Source organism: Sphingomonas sp. BK036 (genome assembly GCF_004216825.1).
GTDB lineage: Bacteria > Pseudomonadota > Alphaproteobacteria > Sphingomonadales > Sphingomonadaceae > Sphingomonas.
Window position 1 is genome coordinate 1,086,539 of the sequence record NZ_SGXR01000003.1, and the last position, 13,791, is coordinate 1,100,329.

Annotated in this window: 19 protein-coding genes; 11 read left to right on the forward strand and 8 right to left on the reverse strand. The window is 59.6% G+C overall.

All coding sequences use genetic code 11. The features are described from left to right. The first annotated feature begins 13 nt into the window (after nucleotides 1-13). The 6 genes from EV283_RS19310 to EV283_RS05065 all read left to right on the forward strand — a co-directional run bounded on the left by EV283_RS19310 (nucleotide 14) and on the right by EV283_RS05065 (nucleotide 5,736). Entirely contained in the window at nucleotides 14-1,003 is a 990-nt protein-coding gene (locus EV283_RS19310; RefSeq protein WP_207223030.1) for a nuclease, read from the forward strand. A 283-nt stretch (nucleotides 1,004-1,286) separates the two neighbouring features. Continuing rightward, the gene (locus EV283_RS05045) at nucleotides 1,287-2,480 is read left to right on the forward strand and encodes a site-specific integrase (protein ID WP_130323156.1); all 1,194 of its coding nucleotides are present in this window, start codon (nucleotides 1,287-1,289) and stop codon (nucleotides 2,478-2,480) included. A gap of 210 nt (nucleotides 2,481-2,690) precedes the next feature. Continuing rightward, entirely contained in the window at nucleotides 2,691-3,260 is a 570-nt protein-coding gene (locus EV283_RS05050) for a hypothetical protein (protein ID WP_207223031.1), read from the forward strand. Between the two features lie 185 nt (nucleotides 3,261-3,445). Continuing rightward, nucleotides 3,446-4,342 (forward strand): flagellin, encoded by an 897-nt coding sequence (locus EV283_RS05055; protein WP_130323158.1) that lies wholly within the window; start codon nucleotides 3,446-3,448, stop codon nucleotides 4,340-4,342. 591 nt (nucleotides 4,343-4,933) lie between these two features. Beyond that, nucleotides 4,934-5,224 carry a hypothetical protein gene (locus EV283_RS05060; protein ID WP_130323160.1) on the forward strand — a complete coding sequence of 97 codons (291 nt, stop codon included), beginning with the start codon at nucleotides 4,934-4,936 and terminating at the stop codon, nucleotides 5,222-5,224. Between the two features lie 320 nt (nucleotides 5,225-5,544). Continuing rightward, nucleotides 5,545-5,736: a hypothetical protein gene (locus EV283_RS05065; RefSeq protein ID WP_130323162.1), complete on the forward strand. Its 192-nt coding sequence runs from the start codon at nucleotides 5,545-5,547 to the stop codon at nucleotides 5,734-5,736. A 468-nt stretch (nucleotides 5,737-6,204) separates the two neighbouring features. Here EV283_RS05065 and EV283_RS05075 read toward each other — a convergent pair whose 3' ends face one another. Genes EV283_RS05075 through EV283_RS05090 form a run of 4 tightly spaced genes read right to left on the reverse strand, consistent with a single transcriptional unit; the run spans nucleotide 6,205 to nucleotide 8,714 of the window. Further along, a complete protein-coding gene (locus EV283_RS05075; protein ID WP_207223032.1) occupies nucleotides 6,205-6,729 on the reverse strand; it encodes a type II toxin-antitoxin system antitoxin SocA domain-containing protein in 525 nt (174 codons plus the stop codon). 36 nt (nucleotides 6,730-6,765) lie between these two features. Then, nucleotides 6,766-8,034: a Y-family DNA polymerase gene (locus EV283_RS05080; protein ID WP_130323164.1), complete on the reverse strand. Its 1,269-nt coding sequence runs from the start codon at nucleotides 8,032-8,034 to the stop codon at nucleotides 6,766-6,768. After that, nucleotides 8,031-8,507 carry a translesion error-prone DNA polymerase V autoproteolytic subunit gene (gene umuD, locus EV283_RS05085; protein WP_207223033.1) on the reverse strand — a complete coding sequence of 159 codons (477 nt, stop codon included), beginning with the start codon at nucleotides 8,505-8,507 and terminating at the stop codon, nucleotides 8,031-8,033. Before umuD ends, EV283_RS05080 begins: the two co-directional genes overlap by 4 nt. A gap of 3 nt (nucleotides 8,508-8,510) precedes the next feature. Further along, nucleotides 8,511-8,714, reverse strand: coding sequence for a hypothetical protein (locus EV283_RS05090; protein ID WP_130323166.1), 204 nt, complete (start codon nucleotides 8,712-8,714; stop codon nucleotides 8,511-8,513). A 135-nt stretch (nucleotides 8,715-8,849) separates the two neighbouring features. Here EV283_RS05090 and EV283_RS05095 point away from each other — a divergent pair, with 135 nt between their 5' ends. The 3 genes from EV283_RS05095 to EV283_RS19385 all read left to right on the forward strand — a co-directional run bounded on the left by EV283_RS05095 (nucleotide 8,850) and on the right by EV283_RS19385 (nucleotide 10,045). After that, entirely contained in the window at nucleotides 8,850-9,074 is a 225-nt protein-coding gene (locus EV283_RS05095) for a YozE family protein (RefSeq protein ID WP_130323168.1), read from the forward strand. Between the two features lie 198 nt (nucleotides 9,075-9,272). Continuing rightward, nucleotides 9,273-9,668 carry a hypothetical protein gene (locus EV283_RS05100; protein WP_130323170.1) on the forward strand — a complete coding sequence of 132 codons (396 nt, stop codon included), beginning with the start codon at nucleotides 9,273-9,275 and terminating at the stop codon, nucleotides 9,666-9,668. Between the two features lie 35 nt (nucleotides 9,669-9,703). Further along, nucleotides 9,704-10,045, forward strand: a complete 342-nt coding sequence (locus tag EV283_RS19385; RefSeq protein WP_242615785.1) for a hypothetical protein — start codon at nucleotides 9,704-9,706, stop codon at nucleotides 10,043-10,045. Nucleotides 10,046-10,576: 531 nt separating this feature from the next. Here the strand turns inward: EV283_RS19385 and EV283_RS05115 are convergent. Then, the gene (locus EV283_RS05115; protein ID WP_130323174.1) at nucleotides 10,577-10,768 is read right to left on the reverse strand and encodes a hypothetical protein; all 192 of its coding nucleotides are present in this window, start codon (nucleotides 10,766-10,768) and stop codon (nucleotides 10,577-10,579) included. A 176-nt stretch (nucleotides 10,769-10,944) separates the two neighbouring features. Further along, nucleotides 10,945-12,183: an ATP-binding protein gene (locus EV283_RS05120; protein WP_130323176.1), complete on the reverse strand. Its 1,239-nt coding sequence runs from the start codon at nucleotides 12,181-12,183 to the stop codon at nucleotides 10,945-10,947. 173 nt (nucleotides 12,184-12,356) lie between these two features. Between EV283_RS05120 and EV283_RS05125 the strand changes: the two genes are divergently transcribed. Next, a complete protein-coding gene (locus EV283_RS05125) occupies nucleotides 12,357-12,563 on the forward strand; it encodes a hypothetical protein (RefSeq protein ID WP_130323178.1) in 207 nt (68 codons plus the stop codon). Between the two features lie 85 nt (nucleotides 12,564-12,648). Continuing rightward, a complete protein-coding gene (locus EV283_RS19060; protein ID WP_165391693.1) occupies nucleotides 12,649-12,786 on the forward strand; it encodes a hypothetical protein in 138 nt (45 codons plus the stop codon). Here EV283_RS19060 and EV283_RS05130 read toward each other — a convergent pair. Then, nucleotides 12,783-13,181: a phage tail protein gene (locus EV283_RS05130; protein ID WP_130323180.1), complete on the reverse strand. Its 399-nt coding sequence runs from the start codon at nucleotides 13,179-13,181 to the stop codon at nucleotides 12,783-12,785. The two genes, EV283_RS19060 and EV283_RS05130, sit on opposite strands and share 4 nt — an antisense overlap. A gap of 33 nt (nucleotides 13,182-13,214) precedes the next feature. Continuing rightward, a complete protein-coding gene (locus EV283_RS05135) occupies nucleotides 13,215-13,790 on the reverse strand; it encodes a hypothetical protein (RefSeq protein WP_130323182.1) in 576 nt (191 codons plus the stop codon). Nucleotide 13,791 lies beyond the last annotated feature (1 nt).

Sequence of the window (13,791 nt, forward strand, 5' to 3'; positions counted from 1 at the left end):
TCTGGAACCTGTGATGCGCCCTGCCCTGCTCGCCACGATCGCCGGTCTTGCCATGACCCTGATCCCCACTTCGGCGCAGGCCTGGGGTGGCACCGCGCATGCCGTGATCGACCGCGCCGCGATCGAGTCCATCCCTGACGACGGCCCGGTCTTCCTGCGGCGCCAGGTCGACTATATCGCCGGATCGGCGTCGCTGCCCGACGCCTGGCGTAATGCGTCCGAGAATTTCTCGAAGATCGCGGAGGATCCGAACCATGGCTGGTTCCGCGAGCAGTTCACCTTCCTGAAGCCGATCCCCCGCTCCCGCTATGAATTCGTCATCGCGGTCTTCAAACAGCATGAGAAGATCAAGCGCACCGATCCCGCCACCGCGGCGCGCACCAACGTGCGCTGGACCGGGACGCTGCCTTATGCCGCGATCGAGGCCTATGAGCGGATTGTGGTCTGCATGCGCGACGTTCGCGCTGCAAAGCAGGCTGGCCGCGACAGCGCGTTCGCCGAACAGCACTGCGGCTTCGACGTCATCCGCCTTGGCCATTATATCGGCGACGGCGCGCAGCCTCTGCACGACTCGGTCAACAGCGATGGCTGGCGTCGGCCCAATCCGAAGGGCTACACCACCGACCGATCGATCCACGGCCGGTTCGAGAGCCGCTTCGTGGATGGGATGAAACTGACCGCATCCGACATCACGCCGCGGATCGGCGCGCCGGGGCACCGCGACGGGGACATGTTCGACGCGATCCTCGCCTTTCTCGACGACTCCGGCGACAAGATGGAACGCGTCTACAGCCTCGAAAAGCGGAACGGGTTCGCCGATTTCACCGACAAAGACGTGCGTGCACTGGTCTACACGCAGACGACCGCCGGTGCGGCGATGCTCCGCGACATGCTCTGCCGCGCCTGGACCGAGAGCGCCACCACGCCCGCCGAGATACGCCCCTCCCCGATCGATTTCGCGAACCCCCGCTTCAACGCCGAAACGGGGTCGGCGGCGGACTGATCCGAGGGAGTGACTGCCGCAAAAGCACGACGCCCTGGTCTTCACCTTTAGGACTTGAGCGCCATCGAAGCGCAGGGTGGCGGAGCGGGAGTCCGTATAACGGGGTATTTCCTGCGTTGTTAAATCAGGATATTTCGGCCGCTTCTCGTCATAAGTCGTTTATATACATGAACAAACGGCTCTATTGTTTCCGCTGACGTCCGTTGACTATCACCAACGACCATGACCGGTATTAGGACGCTGGTTAGGATGCTATAGGACGGCGGACACAAAGGGATCGCCAATGGCTCGCACACTCAACAAATTGAACGTCAAGTTGATCGCCGCGACGACGGAACCCGGCTGGTATGGCGACGGCGGCGGCCTGTGGCTCCGGATCACTAAAGACGGGTCGCGGCGCTGGGTACTTGTCTCGATCAAAGGCGGCAAACGGAAGGAAATGGGGCTCGGCGCTGTCGCCGATGTTACTCTAGCGAAGGCACGCGCCGCTGCAGCCGAAGCTCGGGCCGCCATTGTTGAGGGACGCGATCCTATTGCTGAGCGCGCGGCAAAGCTGGCGCCAGCACCGGCAGAGGCGAAACTGGATGTAGTCACCTTCGGCGATTTTGCTGACGACTATCTCGATAGCGTTGAGGGCGGCTGGAAAAATGCCGTTCACAGAAAGCAGTGGCGGAGCACGCTCCGCGACTACGCGCCGGAGATCCGCAAGATGGCCATTGCCGACGTCGGAACCGACGACGTGCTGGCGGCCCTCAAGCCGATCTGGCTTAACAAGGCGGAGACAGCAAAGCGTGTGCGAGGCCGGATCGAGAAGGTACTCGACGCCGCAAAGGCTCGCGGCCTCCGCCCACGGGACTCGATGAACCCAGCGGCTTGGCGAGGTCATCTGGCCCTTCTTCTTCCAAAGCAATCAAAGCTAGCGCGTGGACATCACGCCGCCCTGCCCTATGCCGACGCGCCCACATTTATGAAGGCGTTGCGGTCGCGCGCCGCCGCAAGCGCCCGATGCCTCGAATTTACGATCCTGACGGCCGCCCGGTCCGGCGAGGCGCTTGGCGCAACTTGGGGCGAAATTGACATGGTCGATCGAACTTGGACCGTTCCGGGAGACCGCATGAAAGCCGGCGAGGAACACGTCGTGCCGTTGTCGACCGCGGCGATCGTCCTGCTCGAATCCGTAAGGCCAGAGGCCCCCAAAGACACAGATATAGTCTTTGGCATCAAAGGGGCGCCCCGCTCCAACATGGCCATGGCGATGTTGCTCAAGCGCATGGAATACGGGCACGCGACCACGCACGGTTTCCGATCGACGTTTCGCGATTGGGCCGGCGACATGACGGAATACCCGCGCGAACTCATTGAACAGGCGCTCGCGCATACGATCCAGAACAAGGCAGAGCGCGCCTACCGCCGCGGCACGGCGATCAAGCGGCGAATGCAGTTGATGCAGGATTGGGCGGCATATCTTGCTGAATGAGACAGCTCTGCTCTGGAGTTCGACTTCCCGGGTGACGCCCGGCATTGCGAGGCAGAAAGGTTACACCCTGAGTCGACAATAGACATGATCGCGATGTCGATTGAGATAATTACATCCATTTTGAATATGTAATTTTCGTTGACCGATAAGGACTTGAAGAAGATGCTTGTGGAATCGGCCTGGGGAGGCCGAATCAGGAGGGGTCATCTTATGAAATTTACAATCGGCGCGCTCGCGTGCGCGCTTACTTTCGTTGTGCCTGCCGCTCAGGCGCAGACCGGGCCCGTCGCGACCGCCGCTACCACGTCAGGAACGCTTCGTGCTGGAACCTCAGTCCCGCTGAAGATGGCTGAAGGGCTGACCACGAAGGGCAAGAAGCTAAAGGTAGGGCAGCGCTTTCAGATGGAGACTGCTGAGGCTGTCATGATCGATGGTAACGTCGTGATCCCAGCTGGCAGTCCTGCGACGGGCGAGATCACCGAAGTCAGGAACAAGGGCATGTGGGGCAAGTCCGGCCGCATCAACGGGCGCGTTCTATACGTCCGTGCGAATGGTCGGCAGATCCGTATGAGTGGCTCAATCGACGACAAGGGCACCACAGGAACGGCTGGCGTCGTCGGCGCGGTCGCGCTGCTCCCGGTAGCGGGCTTTTTCATGACCGGTACCAGCGCGGAAGTTCCACTGGGCGCCCCGGTGACCGCGTTTATCGACGAAGACGTTTCAGTCTCCGTCGTTCCGACGTCTGCGCCGATGGTCGTCACTGCACCCGCGAAAAACTGACGGAGCGAGCGCGGGTGTGATTGCCCGCGCTTGCCTTGCCTCAGACTGGCTTAGCGCCAACCGTGCCGCACCTGCAGAATTTTGTCGTGGCCGCTTAAAGTCTCGCATTACTGGTCGTTACTCCCTTCAACAAATCGGCATTCCGCCACGGGGCGGCGCGGATTGTTGAAGAACAGGAGTCAATTATGACCGTCATCGGTACCAACATTTCGGCACTTCGCGCCACGAACGCATCAACCAAGGCGTCCAATCTTCTCTCAACGTCGATGGAGCGCTTGTCGACTGGAAAGCGCATCAACTCGGCAAAGGACGATGCGGCTGGCCTGGCGATCTCGTCGTCGATGACGTCGCAGATCAAAGGCATGAACCAAGGCATCCGCAACGCTAACGACGGCATCTCGATGGCACAGACTGCCGAGGGCGCGCTCGACGAGGTTACGAACAACCTGCAGCGCATGCGTGAACTTGAGGTTCAGAAGACCAACGGCACTTATTCGGCAAGCGACGTTGCCAATATCAAGACCGAGCAGGATGCCCTTGCCAAGCAGATCACGAACGTTCTCGGCAACACAACGTTTAACGGCGTGAAGTTGTTCGATGGAAGTGCTGGCGGAAAGCCAGCTGTGTACGCTGCCGACGGCACCACCGTGGTAACCGCCGAGGTGGCTGGCACGGGCAAGGTCTCGATTCAGGCGGGCGCCAACGCGACCGACTCGATCTCGCTTGACCTGGGCTCTAACCTGACGGGGACTGCTGCTTCCGGTGGTATCGGTGGTGTCGTTAGCGGATCCGCTGCGGTGGCATCGTCAACGACCAGTCTCGCCGATTACGACAAGGCCATCTCAAACGTCTCAAACCGCCGCGCGTCGCTCGGTGCGTCACAGAATCAGTTGCAGTCCGCGGTCAACAACTTGACCTCGAACGCGACCAACCTGTCGGACGCCAAGAGCCGTATTGAAGACACCGACTTCTCGGCGGAGACCACCGCGCTCGCCAAGGCACAGATCCTGAGCCAGGCATCGACCGCGATGCTAAGCCAGGCAAATCAAAGCCAGCAGAGCGTGCTAAAGCTTCTTGGTTGAGTTTGCGCGGCCGTAGCCCCCAAATTTGCGGTCGCGTACTATCGCCGTCCGTGTGATCCGGACGGTGAACCCCGGTAGCCAATGCTACCGGGGTCTTTCCATGTGTTGATAAACCGACTCGCTAACCGTCATTGCAGTCGTTGAAAAATCCTCGGACGACGCCGCATAGGTGGTCGCAGAAAAGGGCAATACGTTTAGGTCTCAATGGAGGGTCTTATGGCCTGCACAACCAATGACGAGATTCTTGCTGCATATCAGTAGACCGACGACGATGTGGGCGACCTAGCTGCCGAAACGCTGCTTGATGAAATGGGGCATCGGAACCTCGATGCATCAGGCGCATACCGCCACAGTCTATGCCACTTGGATTGAGTACTACGTTGAGCCAGCCTTCGGCTAGGGCTTGTAACGTAAAACACTAACATAACTCTGGCAATCGTGTGGTGATGGGCCTTTTCGACATTAACGATCAATCTTACTCGAAACGGACCAGAAATAGTTAATTCGTACTGATCTGCCGCAGCGCGATCTATCGCATGGGACTGTACTAAGGTTGTCACAGCTACGTTGGCAGTGAACCGGAGAACTGCCGTGGCGCGTTTCTATTTTCATACTGAGACCGACGTACGGATCACCGACGAAGAGGTGATGGAGTTTCCAGGATACGCGGAAGCGCGTCGGGAGGCGATCCGGACCTGCGGCCAAATGATGCAGGACGCGCCCGAGGTGTTTTGGGGCTCTCGCCCTTGGAATGTTTCAGTGACAGACGCCGACGGCTTGATCCTGTGGGAGATCTACGTCGATGGTCAGACCTCGGCGGCCGGGCGATCTCTTGAGCCGGACCGTAGTATTAGCCGCCTTTCCCGAGGTACAGCGCAATGAGCAACGAGCCGAGTACGAGCACGGTCGAGCGTGCATTTCAGCTCGCCCGAACAGGGGCGTGCCACTCTGTCGTGGAAATCCGTCGGCGATTATACGCTGAAGGGTATGACGGCGTTCATGGCCATCTGATCGGTTCGACGATCCAGCGTCAGCTGCGCGAGACGCTGTCAGCACGGGGCATAGCGCCCAGCGCCGATGACGCTGAGAGCTTCGATGCGGAATGATTCCGTCGTCAGCAGGTGCGTTAAGGCAGGCGCGCTAGCCGACGGTAAGAAGCCGATCAAGGGGGAGGGGTGTGGTTTGAGGCAACGGGATAGCCCGTGACTGCAATCGCTGGCTTTTACCGACAGGTCGGCGACCACCGCCATTTGACGATGAAGACGCTCGATGGGAACGAACTGGTTGCGCCGATACATCCGAAGGCGGCAATCACGATCCTGCGGCCAAACGATCACGTTCCGTGGATGACTGGCGAATACGATGACGTGCTGACGTCGGACCGGCTATATTGACCAATCCCATGACGGCTCACGGAGCCGGTCGATAGTCTACCGGGTACAGCAATCTGCTCCCGGCCACCATTCTAATGCCCATATGCAGTAAAATCTTTGTCAAGAAATAAGACATGAAATACCCGACCATCGCGAAACCCAATCATAGGCTTTTTGCCTGAGAACCGGATCGCAAGCAGGTTCGTATCTTGGGTGACGACAGGCGGTAGCGCGACCGACATACTGCTTCGCGCAATTTTCTCAGTCCCAAGGCCGTGCCGGGGTGCGTTTCCAATCTCGGCCCACGTCATCCGGCCTAGCTTATGAAGCCGAAGCGCGAACTGCGACCGGTCTTCCTGCTCACAGCACTCGACACTGTAGCCTCCCCCCTCCTTCATGTACTCGAAGGAGAAAATTGGACGCTGCATGTTGGTCGGAGCTGGTTTGGCGGGCTCGGACGCGTTCTTATTAAACGCCGGCTTAGTAGCCTTAGTAGTTTGAAATTTTGCCATACTTTGCCCGGTATGCTTCGTCCACTTCGCCAGCAAAATGTGCAAGCAAAGCGCCCTGTGTAATTTCATGATTAGCATCCGCCTCGTAAGCATTGCGCCAAGGGGACTCGTCATGTGTCATCTGGCGAAGGCGCCATGCTGAAAATTGACCGTAAAATGTATGCACGTCCTCGAGTATCATGCGGTCCGCAGGCGCAATTGCCTCAAGGTCGAAACCTGTCGGCGCTGGGATTGGCGCACTGCCATAGTCCCGGTACTCGCGATAAAGGCATGGAATTACGGGCCCGTGAAGCCAAGCTTCAACAGGCTCATCAAACATTGGGACCCCGCGAGTCGCTAACGCTAAGCCCTGCGCATAATAGCAGAGCTTCTGCAACTTAAGGTTGGAGATCAAATCTCCGGCATCCTCATCCTGCTGCGCGAGAAAAAACTTCGCGATGTCTTTAGGGTCGTAGACCGGCGGTGCGATCGTTTGGCTATTGGACATCCGCTGTTTTACCATGAGAGATTCCTTCTGACGAGTTGAATTCGGTGGCGCTCATGCTCGAACCGTCGGCACCTGCGCTATGTCGGTCGTCCACGCCGGCGACCTCATCTCCGACCGCATTTTCCATTCGCGCTTGAACCCCTGCGACGCCGTCACCGCTGTCCACGTCCCAAACTTGCCATTGATCGCATCAAGCGCCCCCATCAGCCGGTCCCGCTTGGCCGTATCCTCTTCGAACAGCGTGCGCGGCCGCTGGTCTTCGGGTAGCAGATCGTCGAGCATGATGCCGGCCTTCGTGTAAGCGTAGCCATCGCGCCACGCCTTCTCGGCGGCACGCCGAGCCGCAGCGATCAGCTCGAGGCTGTCGTTCGTCATCGGATGTAGAGTCACCATTCGCGATGCACCGTACTGTGGTCGGTCAGGCTTATGTTTATTGGTGTGGAAGAACGCCGTAAGCCGCGCAGCGACTAGCCCATGAGATCGCAACTTCTCCCCGGCGCGAAGCGCGTATTGCGATAGCGCGCCCATCATGCGCTCGAAGTCGCAGATGGGCGTACCAAACGATCGAGTCACGGCCATGCCCTTCCGCCGCGGCTCCACTGCCTCGACCGCGTTGGACGGAACGCCGCGCAACTCGCTAACCAGCCGTTCAAGGACGACCGTCCCGACGGCGCGGGCCTGCTTCATCGGCATGTCGCAAAGCGCCCCGGCGGTGTGAAACCCGAGATCGGTAAGTTTGCGCGCCGTGGCGCCGCCAACGCCCCACACGTCACCGACAGCGAAGGCATGCATCACATCCCGTCGCACGTCGTCGTCACGAAGATCAGCCACCCCGGCGAATTGTGGGTCTTTCTTGGCCGCGGCGTTCGCCAGCTTCGCCAACGTCTTTGTCTCGGCGATGCCGACGCAGGTAGGGATCGTTGTCCATAGCTGGACCTGCGTCCGCATTGCATTGGCGTGGGCGACGAGATCGCGGCCCTCGAACCCTGCGAGATCCAGGAACGTCTCATCGATCGAGTAAATCTCGAAGTCGCGGGCGAAGGACTCGCAGGCGGCGATCACCCGGCGCTGCATGTCTCCGTACAGAGCATAGTTCGATGACCGAACCTGAATTCCGTGTTGCCGGACCTTGTCGCGCAAATGGTGGATCGGATCGCCCATCTTGATCCCAAGCGCCTTCGCTTCCGCAGATCGGGCGATCGCGCAGCCGTCGTTGTTCGACAACACGATGACTGGCACGCCGACCAGGCTAGCGTCGAAAGCGCGCTCGCAAGAGACGTAATAGTTGTTGCAGTCGATGAGGGCGATCGGAGTGCTCATGCCATCTTGCGCGCGACGCCGACGACCGTTCCCCAGATCTCGACGTGCTCGTCGACCAAGATGTTAGCGAACCCTTCAGCCTCGGGCACGAGCCAATGCCGGCCTTCGTGTAGGCGCAATCGCTTCAGCGTACGGTCGCCATGCACCAGTGCCACAACGATCGAACCCGCCCTTGGTTTTTTGGCGCGGTTCACGACGATCAAATCGCCGTCGTTGATTCCGGCGCCAGACATCGATTGGCCATCCACCCGCATGATGTAGCTGGCGGCCGGATGCTCGACGAGCCATGCACCCAGGTCGATCGGCTCCTGCATGTCGTCCTGCGCGGGCGACGGAAACCCAGCCTGCGTGTGGACAAGGAAAAGCGACACTTCAAACGGCACCAGTGCGAACGGGACGTCGTGAAGCCGCAGCGCATCATCCCGACGGTGCAGCGGGACGACGACCAGGCGATCTCGATTTGTTGGAGACACGGTCTAAAGGATCGCGGCGAAGAGGAGTTGGTCGTCTTGCGCAGCTAGGGCGGACCGTGCGTCTTGAGCAGCGCCGACGGCTTGCCGGTACTCCACGGTCCCGAACCGTTCGGCCTCCTCGAAGCTGAACGGGGCAGGGTCCACAGCCGGATAGACGTTGTCGTATATCGCGCGGGCAGCCGCTCTCAGCCGCAGATCGTGCTGCATTTCTATGCTCCGTCAGTATCGAGTCGCCGGTTTTGGCGTGCTCCTAGCTAGGCGCACTGACGATTGATTTGCAAGAACATTGCAAGAACATCAATCTGATGCGATGGCAGCACCAGCGATTCGAGGGACCAGACAATGACCGATCACGACGAGCCAAGACCCGCATTTGGTCTGTGGCTGATGACGCAGGACGACCGGAGCGACCTTGTCGGGCAGCTTGCAGCCGGCGCAGTCGCCGATCGCCGTTTCCCACGCAACGGAGACCCTGAAACTGTGCGTAAGCATCTCAGCGCCATGCAGGCGGAGGGCGACATGTTCGCCGCGGTTGATGACGCCGAGTCAGACTGGTTGTCGGCATAATGCAAAGCCCGTGGGAGCAGGTATTCGCCCTAATGGCGGATTACGGACAGAGGGGCGCCTGCGAGATCGTGGCGTCCGGTATGCAGAAGACGCCAGCGGATAAGCGCGAGCAATTCCGGCAATGGGAAGTTCTCGCCGACTGCCTGAATGCCATGGCTGACGCCAGCCGGACGAAGCACTGATGCGGCGGGCACCTCGATGATCGCCCTTCCTCCTGTGATGGCCTTCTCCTGCACGGTCACGCGCGTGCATGACGGCGACGGTCCGATTTGGTGCTTGAATGGAATCAAAGTGCGGATCGCGGGCGTACAGGCGCCGGACTTCGAAAGTGCCCCACCGTGCCGGGCGGCAGACCCACGACGGGCGAACTATCGCTGCAACAATGCCGCGGCGAAGCGCAGCCAGCAGATCGTCGAGCGCCTCGTCCTTCGTCAGACGCTGCAATGTGAAGCGACCGGTAAGAGCTACAGCCGCGTCGTCGCTCGGTGCACGCTACCTGGCGGCCGGTCGCTGTCGTGTGCCGCGATCGCTTCCGGCGCGGCCGTGCGGTGGGATCGGTATTGGCGGCAGTATCGCATGGGTGACTGCCGCTAACTACCACTCTTCCCTATCGCGCTGTATCGGTCAGCATGGCCCGTGCGCAAAAGTTGAAAGTGTATCGGACGGCTGCGGGCTTTAACGACGCCTACGTCGCCGCGCCCAGTCAGAAGGCGGCTCTGGCGGCATGGGGAAGTGACAAGGACCTCTTTGCGCGCGGCATAGCGGAGATCGTCACAGACCCGGCATTGACTGCCGAACCCTTGGCGTCGCCGGGCGTGGTCATAAAGCACTCCCGCGGCACTACGGCCGAACAGATCAAGGACATGCCTGATCCTGAGCCGCGGTCGTGGCGGGAAGACACCTCGGAGAGCGCCGCTGCGTCTGGACAGTCGGGCAAATCGAAGCTGGCCGCGCGTAAAGCCTACCCCTAAACCAAAGCCGAGCAGCACCAAACTCGAGGCGGCGAAGTCCCAGCTGGAAACAGTGAGCAGAGATTACGACGCCAGAATGAAGGCCTTGGCGGATCGGGAGGCGAAACTAGACCGCGAGCGGCGAGAACTGGAAAAACAGAAATCAGACGAGATTGGGGAGGCTGAAACTGCCGTTGAGGACGAGCGTCGAGCGTATGACACTGCGCTCCGCCAATGGCGGAAGTCGAAAACCGAAGGATAGACTATCGACTATAGGCCATGGGTTGGGGGCGGCCGGCACGACCGCCCCGCCGCATTATTTATGTCGGCCGTACCGGTTCGAGGTCCGGGCGTTACGATAGGATCCGCCGCGGTGGCTCGAGCCGCTGTAGCTGCCCGAGTAATGCCCGCCATGGCTGCTTGTATGGTGCCCGCCGCCGTACGAGGCGCGAGGCGCGTACGAACGCGACGAATATGATCGCCGGCTTGCCTCGGCGGGCGCTGCGACCATCGCCAACCCTGCCAGAACCGCCGCCGCGATGCCGAAGCGCATCATGCTGCCTTGCCGCCCGCAGAGCCGCATTTTGCGAACTTGCCCTTGGCGTCCTTGCAGCGGACCGGCTTTTTAGGAGCGGCGGTCGCGCATTTGATGAACTTGCCCTTTGCGTCCCGACACGGCGCTGCCGCGACTGGCGACGCCGCGAGCATCATGACGGCGAATGCGGATAGTGCGATCTTCAGCATATGCATCTCCAGGCGAGTCGTTCGCATGGCAGACTATGCTCATCGCGACGCTGCGCAACAGCGGTAACGAGACGCTCGGCCGGGTGTCACGGCTAAAGGCCGCCAGGTCGTTGCGGCGGCAATCCTGACGAGTGTTCGTTGGGAGACACTTGAAGGCACAACCGCCAGCTGGCAGGTCAGGAAGACTGTAGGTCGACCTTGCCGTCGGGCGTGATGTGAAGTTTAGTCCGAATTGCCATTTTAAGCTTGGGCGACACAAAGCGCCAAGCATCAGCCTTCGGCGTTCGCCGGATAATCGGATTGGCGGCCTCACCGAACTCGGTCAAGATGCGAGATACGCTTAGCTGAGTGTCTGTAATCGAGAATGTATCGCGCACGATCGTTTCTATTTCGCTGTATTTGAAATCTTCCGTTTTACACTGGCCCATCGCGTACAAAACTTGATTCTTACGACCGGCGCGGGTCTCGCGTGCATTCATGGACGTTTCTATCACCGCGAGATCGCTCGACAGTGAATCCTCTACCCATGTCGCGACAGCGTCATCCAACACTTGTTGAGTGATGAGGTCGCCATTCCGCCGCGCTCGTTGCGAAACGATCAAGCCAAGTTCGTGAATATGTTGGGCGATCCGATCCGTCATCCACGCAATCTGCGTATAAAGCGATTGCGTGATTGACTGGTCAATGTTCAAGCCCAGTTCGTCAATAAAACCGCGTTTGATCAAATCATGCGCCTCAGCTTCGCTCATTCGAGCCACCTCGGGGATTTCCGTCAAGCGGTTCGCCACTGGCGCTGCGTTCGTAAGCCTGGTGATGGTTTCCTTCAGATTCCCGGGCACACCTACTATTACGACCTGTACGCCATGCGCGGCCGTAGATTCATCGTCGGCAGAAATGATCAGCGCACCTAGTTGTTTTAGCGAATCTTCGTCACCGATAATTGACTCGAAATTGTCGAGGACCAAAACACCTTTCCTGCCCGCTGCCCGGTAAGCCACGCGCTCAAGAAGGGCATTGAACCCACTTTTGAGCGGAAATTGTTGAGAGGTCTTCATCGCGGTTTCCGCGCCCATCCCCATAGGCCGTATTCCGACGGTCGTATTTGTCTCTTGCGTGACCATCTGCGAGTAGCCCATCTCGCCTAATTTTTGCCTGAATGCAGCATCAAGCGAGCCAGCAACCAGAGCATTGGACAGGTTGACTACGTCATAGTGAATATTGTTCGCAGCAAACACCCGCTTATAGAGCCAAGTCTTACCGTTGCCGCTTTCGCCATGAATGACGATGTACTTGTTGGAATCGATCGCATCAATCAGGCGCTCTTCGAGCTTTGGACGATGCACGTACATGCTGTCGTTCACTTGGGCCGCACGAGGCGTAAATACGTCGGTGGGTTTCTTATTCGCAACGGCCATCGAATCGGCGCTCCATATCGGGTGCTCCGTGCATAGGGCAGCACACGCCTTCGGCCCATACCTTGTACCATTTGAACGATCCGACGCATTAACGTCGGGTTGACGTCGGGGCTGCGGGCTTGTTGGCTGGTTCGGAGCATGTCTGGATCACTCGATTTAGCTAAGGAAAGAAGATGATTGATTATTTACAGAGCCTACTCGCCGGACGGGAGAATGGCATTACAGTGACTTTGCGTTTGCGGGCGGAGAACGCCGGAACCTTTTCGACCACCCTCCTCGCAGTCGACGAGATCGGAATCGTGGCATTGCGCGGTAATGCAACATCGGCCTACCCCTGGTCGGCGGTCCGGAAAATTGACATCAAGGACGAAGATCGCTGATCCGATATTGATACCGCGTCGTAGTCTTCGACGAACTTCGGGCTCGTCGTGGCGGCGCTTGTCCCACCGACCGCGGACCATCTTCATGAGGGTCGATTCCAGGATCCCCTCGCTGCCGGTGTCCCGCACCGCGCGCAGCGTCCACAGATATTCGGCCTGGCGATCGTTGTCGGCGACGTTGCCCTCGATCGCGCCGACCAGCGCGGCCGACGAGTGGAGCTAGTCCTTCGCTCCAAATCGGGTCAGCGACAGGCGAAACTCGATTTTTCTCGGCTGCCCATTCGAGAAGAACACCGTCTGGGTCTCGGAAACCTCTGTGATGCAAAAATCACCCCAGACGAGGCCGGTGCCATCCACGAACATGAGCATCTTGCCCTTGTCGGCCTCGGCTCTCATCGCGTCAACTTGCCCGAACCCGCCAGCATAAGCCGGGTAAATCGTACCGTCTAAACTGATGGTATCCTCCCCCGGTCCGATGAACTGCTGAACCGGTCGGGCGCCTACGCGCTCGACAGCGACCCAACGCCAAGTAGTCGTGCGCTGAAGTGATTGGTAGGCGGCGGTCGATACCGAAAATCGGAAGGCGCCGAGCGCCATCATCACGCGCGACTCAGTCATGTTGTGGGTCCCTCATCGAAAGCGTTGCTATGGTCAGGCAGCGATAATGCGGGCGGCGAGTGCCTCGACGCTGTCTGTCATCGCGCTTGCGGGGGGCAGCGGCGCGATCGGATCGGTATCGCGTAGCGCTTTTACGTTTGCGTACGGGTGCGGCTGATCGGAGCCGACGACCCTAGCGACGAGGCTGTCAATATCATGATCTCTCGCACGAGCCGCGCAGATCGCGGTCGCCACTTCGGCCTGCGAGAGTGCGAAGCTTTCGATCGAAACATTCCCGTCGATTGCAGCCTGAAGATCGGCGGCCGACGTACCGTTCGCCGCGGCGATGCTGCGGAGACCTGCAACCCGATCTACTGTAGACGCTTTCGGCGTAGAGGGCGCCAGCGTCGCAGTCGCCACCGGAGCCTGTTCGGAATGGCCGCCCGCGGCTTCCGCTCGAAGCTCCTTCACGCGGCGAAAGAGAGGGGCGGAGCGATTGCATTGCAAAAGCCGATTTCGAAAATCGAGCGTGCCGGCCGCGTGCGCGGCATCGATCGTTGCGTTCAGAATTGCCTCTGCCTGAGCTTCGATCTTGGCCGCTTCGGCCAGTAGGGATTTGACGTCGGTCATC

Coding starts and splice junctions, on each gene's coding strand:
- EV283_RS19310 (WP_207223030.1), top strand. CDS start 14: ATGCGCCCTGCCCTGCTCGCCACGATCGCCGGTCTTGCCATGACCCTG.
- EV283_RS05045 (WP_130323156.1), top strand. CDS start 1,287: ATGGCTCGCACACTCAACAAATTGAACGTCAAGTTGATCGCCGCGACG.
- EV283_RS05050 (WP_207223031.1), top strand. CDS start 2,691: ATGAAATTTACAATCGGCGCGCTCGCGTGCGCGCTTACTTTCGTTGTG.
- EV283_RS05055 (WP_130323158.1), top strand. CDS start 3,446: ATGACCGTCATCGGTACCAACATTTCGGCACTTCGCGCCACGAACGCA.
- EV283_RS05075 (WP_207223032.1), bottom strand. CDS start 6,729: ATGGTAAAACAGCGGATGTCCAATAGCCAAACGATCGCACCGCCGGTC.
- EV283_RS05080 (WP_130323164.1), bottom strand. CDS start 8,034: ATGAGCACTCCGATCGCCCTCATCGACTGCAACAACTATTACGTCTCT.
- EV283_RS05090 (WP_130323166.1), bottom strand. CDS start 8,714: ATGCAGCACGATCTGCGGCTGAGAGCGGCTGCCCGCGCGATATACGAC.
- EV283_RS05095 (WP_130323168.1), top strand. CDS start 8,850: ATGACCGATCACGACGAGCCAAGACCCGCATTTGGTCTGTGGCTGATG.
- EV283_RS05100 (WP_130323170.1), top strand. CDS start 9,273: ATGATCGCCCTTCCTCCTGTGATGGCCTTCTCCTGCACGGTCACGCGC.
- EV283_RS19385 (WP_242615785.1), top strand. CDS start 9,704: ATGGCCCGTGCGCAAAAGTTGAAAGTGTATCGGACGGCTGCGGGCTTT.
- EV283_RS05115 (WP_130323174.1), bottom strand. CDS start 10,768: ATGCTGAAGATCGCACTATCCGCATTCGCCGTCATGATGCTCGCGGCG.
- EV283_RS05120 (WP_130323176.1), bottom strand. CDS start 12,183: ATGGCCGTTGCGAATAAGAAACCCACCGACGTATTTACGCCTCGTGCG.
- EV283_RS05125 (WP_130323178.1), top strand. CDS start 12,357: ATGATTGATTATTTACAGAGCCTACTCGCCGGACGGGAGAATGGCATT.
- EV283_RS19060 (WP_165391693.1), top strand. CDS start 12,649: ATGAGGGTCGATTCCAGGATCCCCTCGCTGCCGGTGTCCCGCACCGCG.
- EV283_RS05130 (WP_130323180.1), bottom strand. CDS start 13,181: ATGACTGAGTCGCGCGTGATGATGGCGCTCGGCGCCTTCCGATTTTCG.
- EV283_RS05135 (WP_130323182.1), bottom strand. CDS start 13,790: ATGACCGACGTCAAATCCCTACTGGCCGAAGCGGCCAAGATCGAAGCT.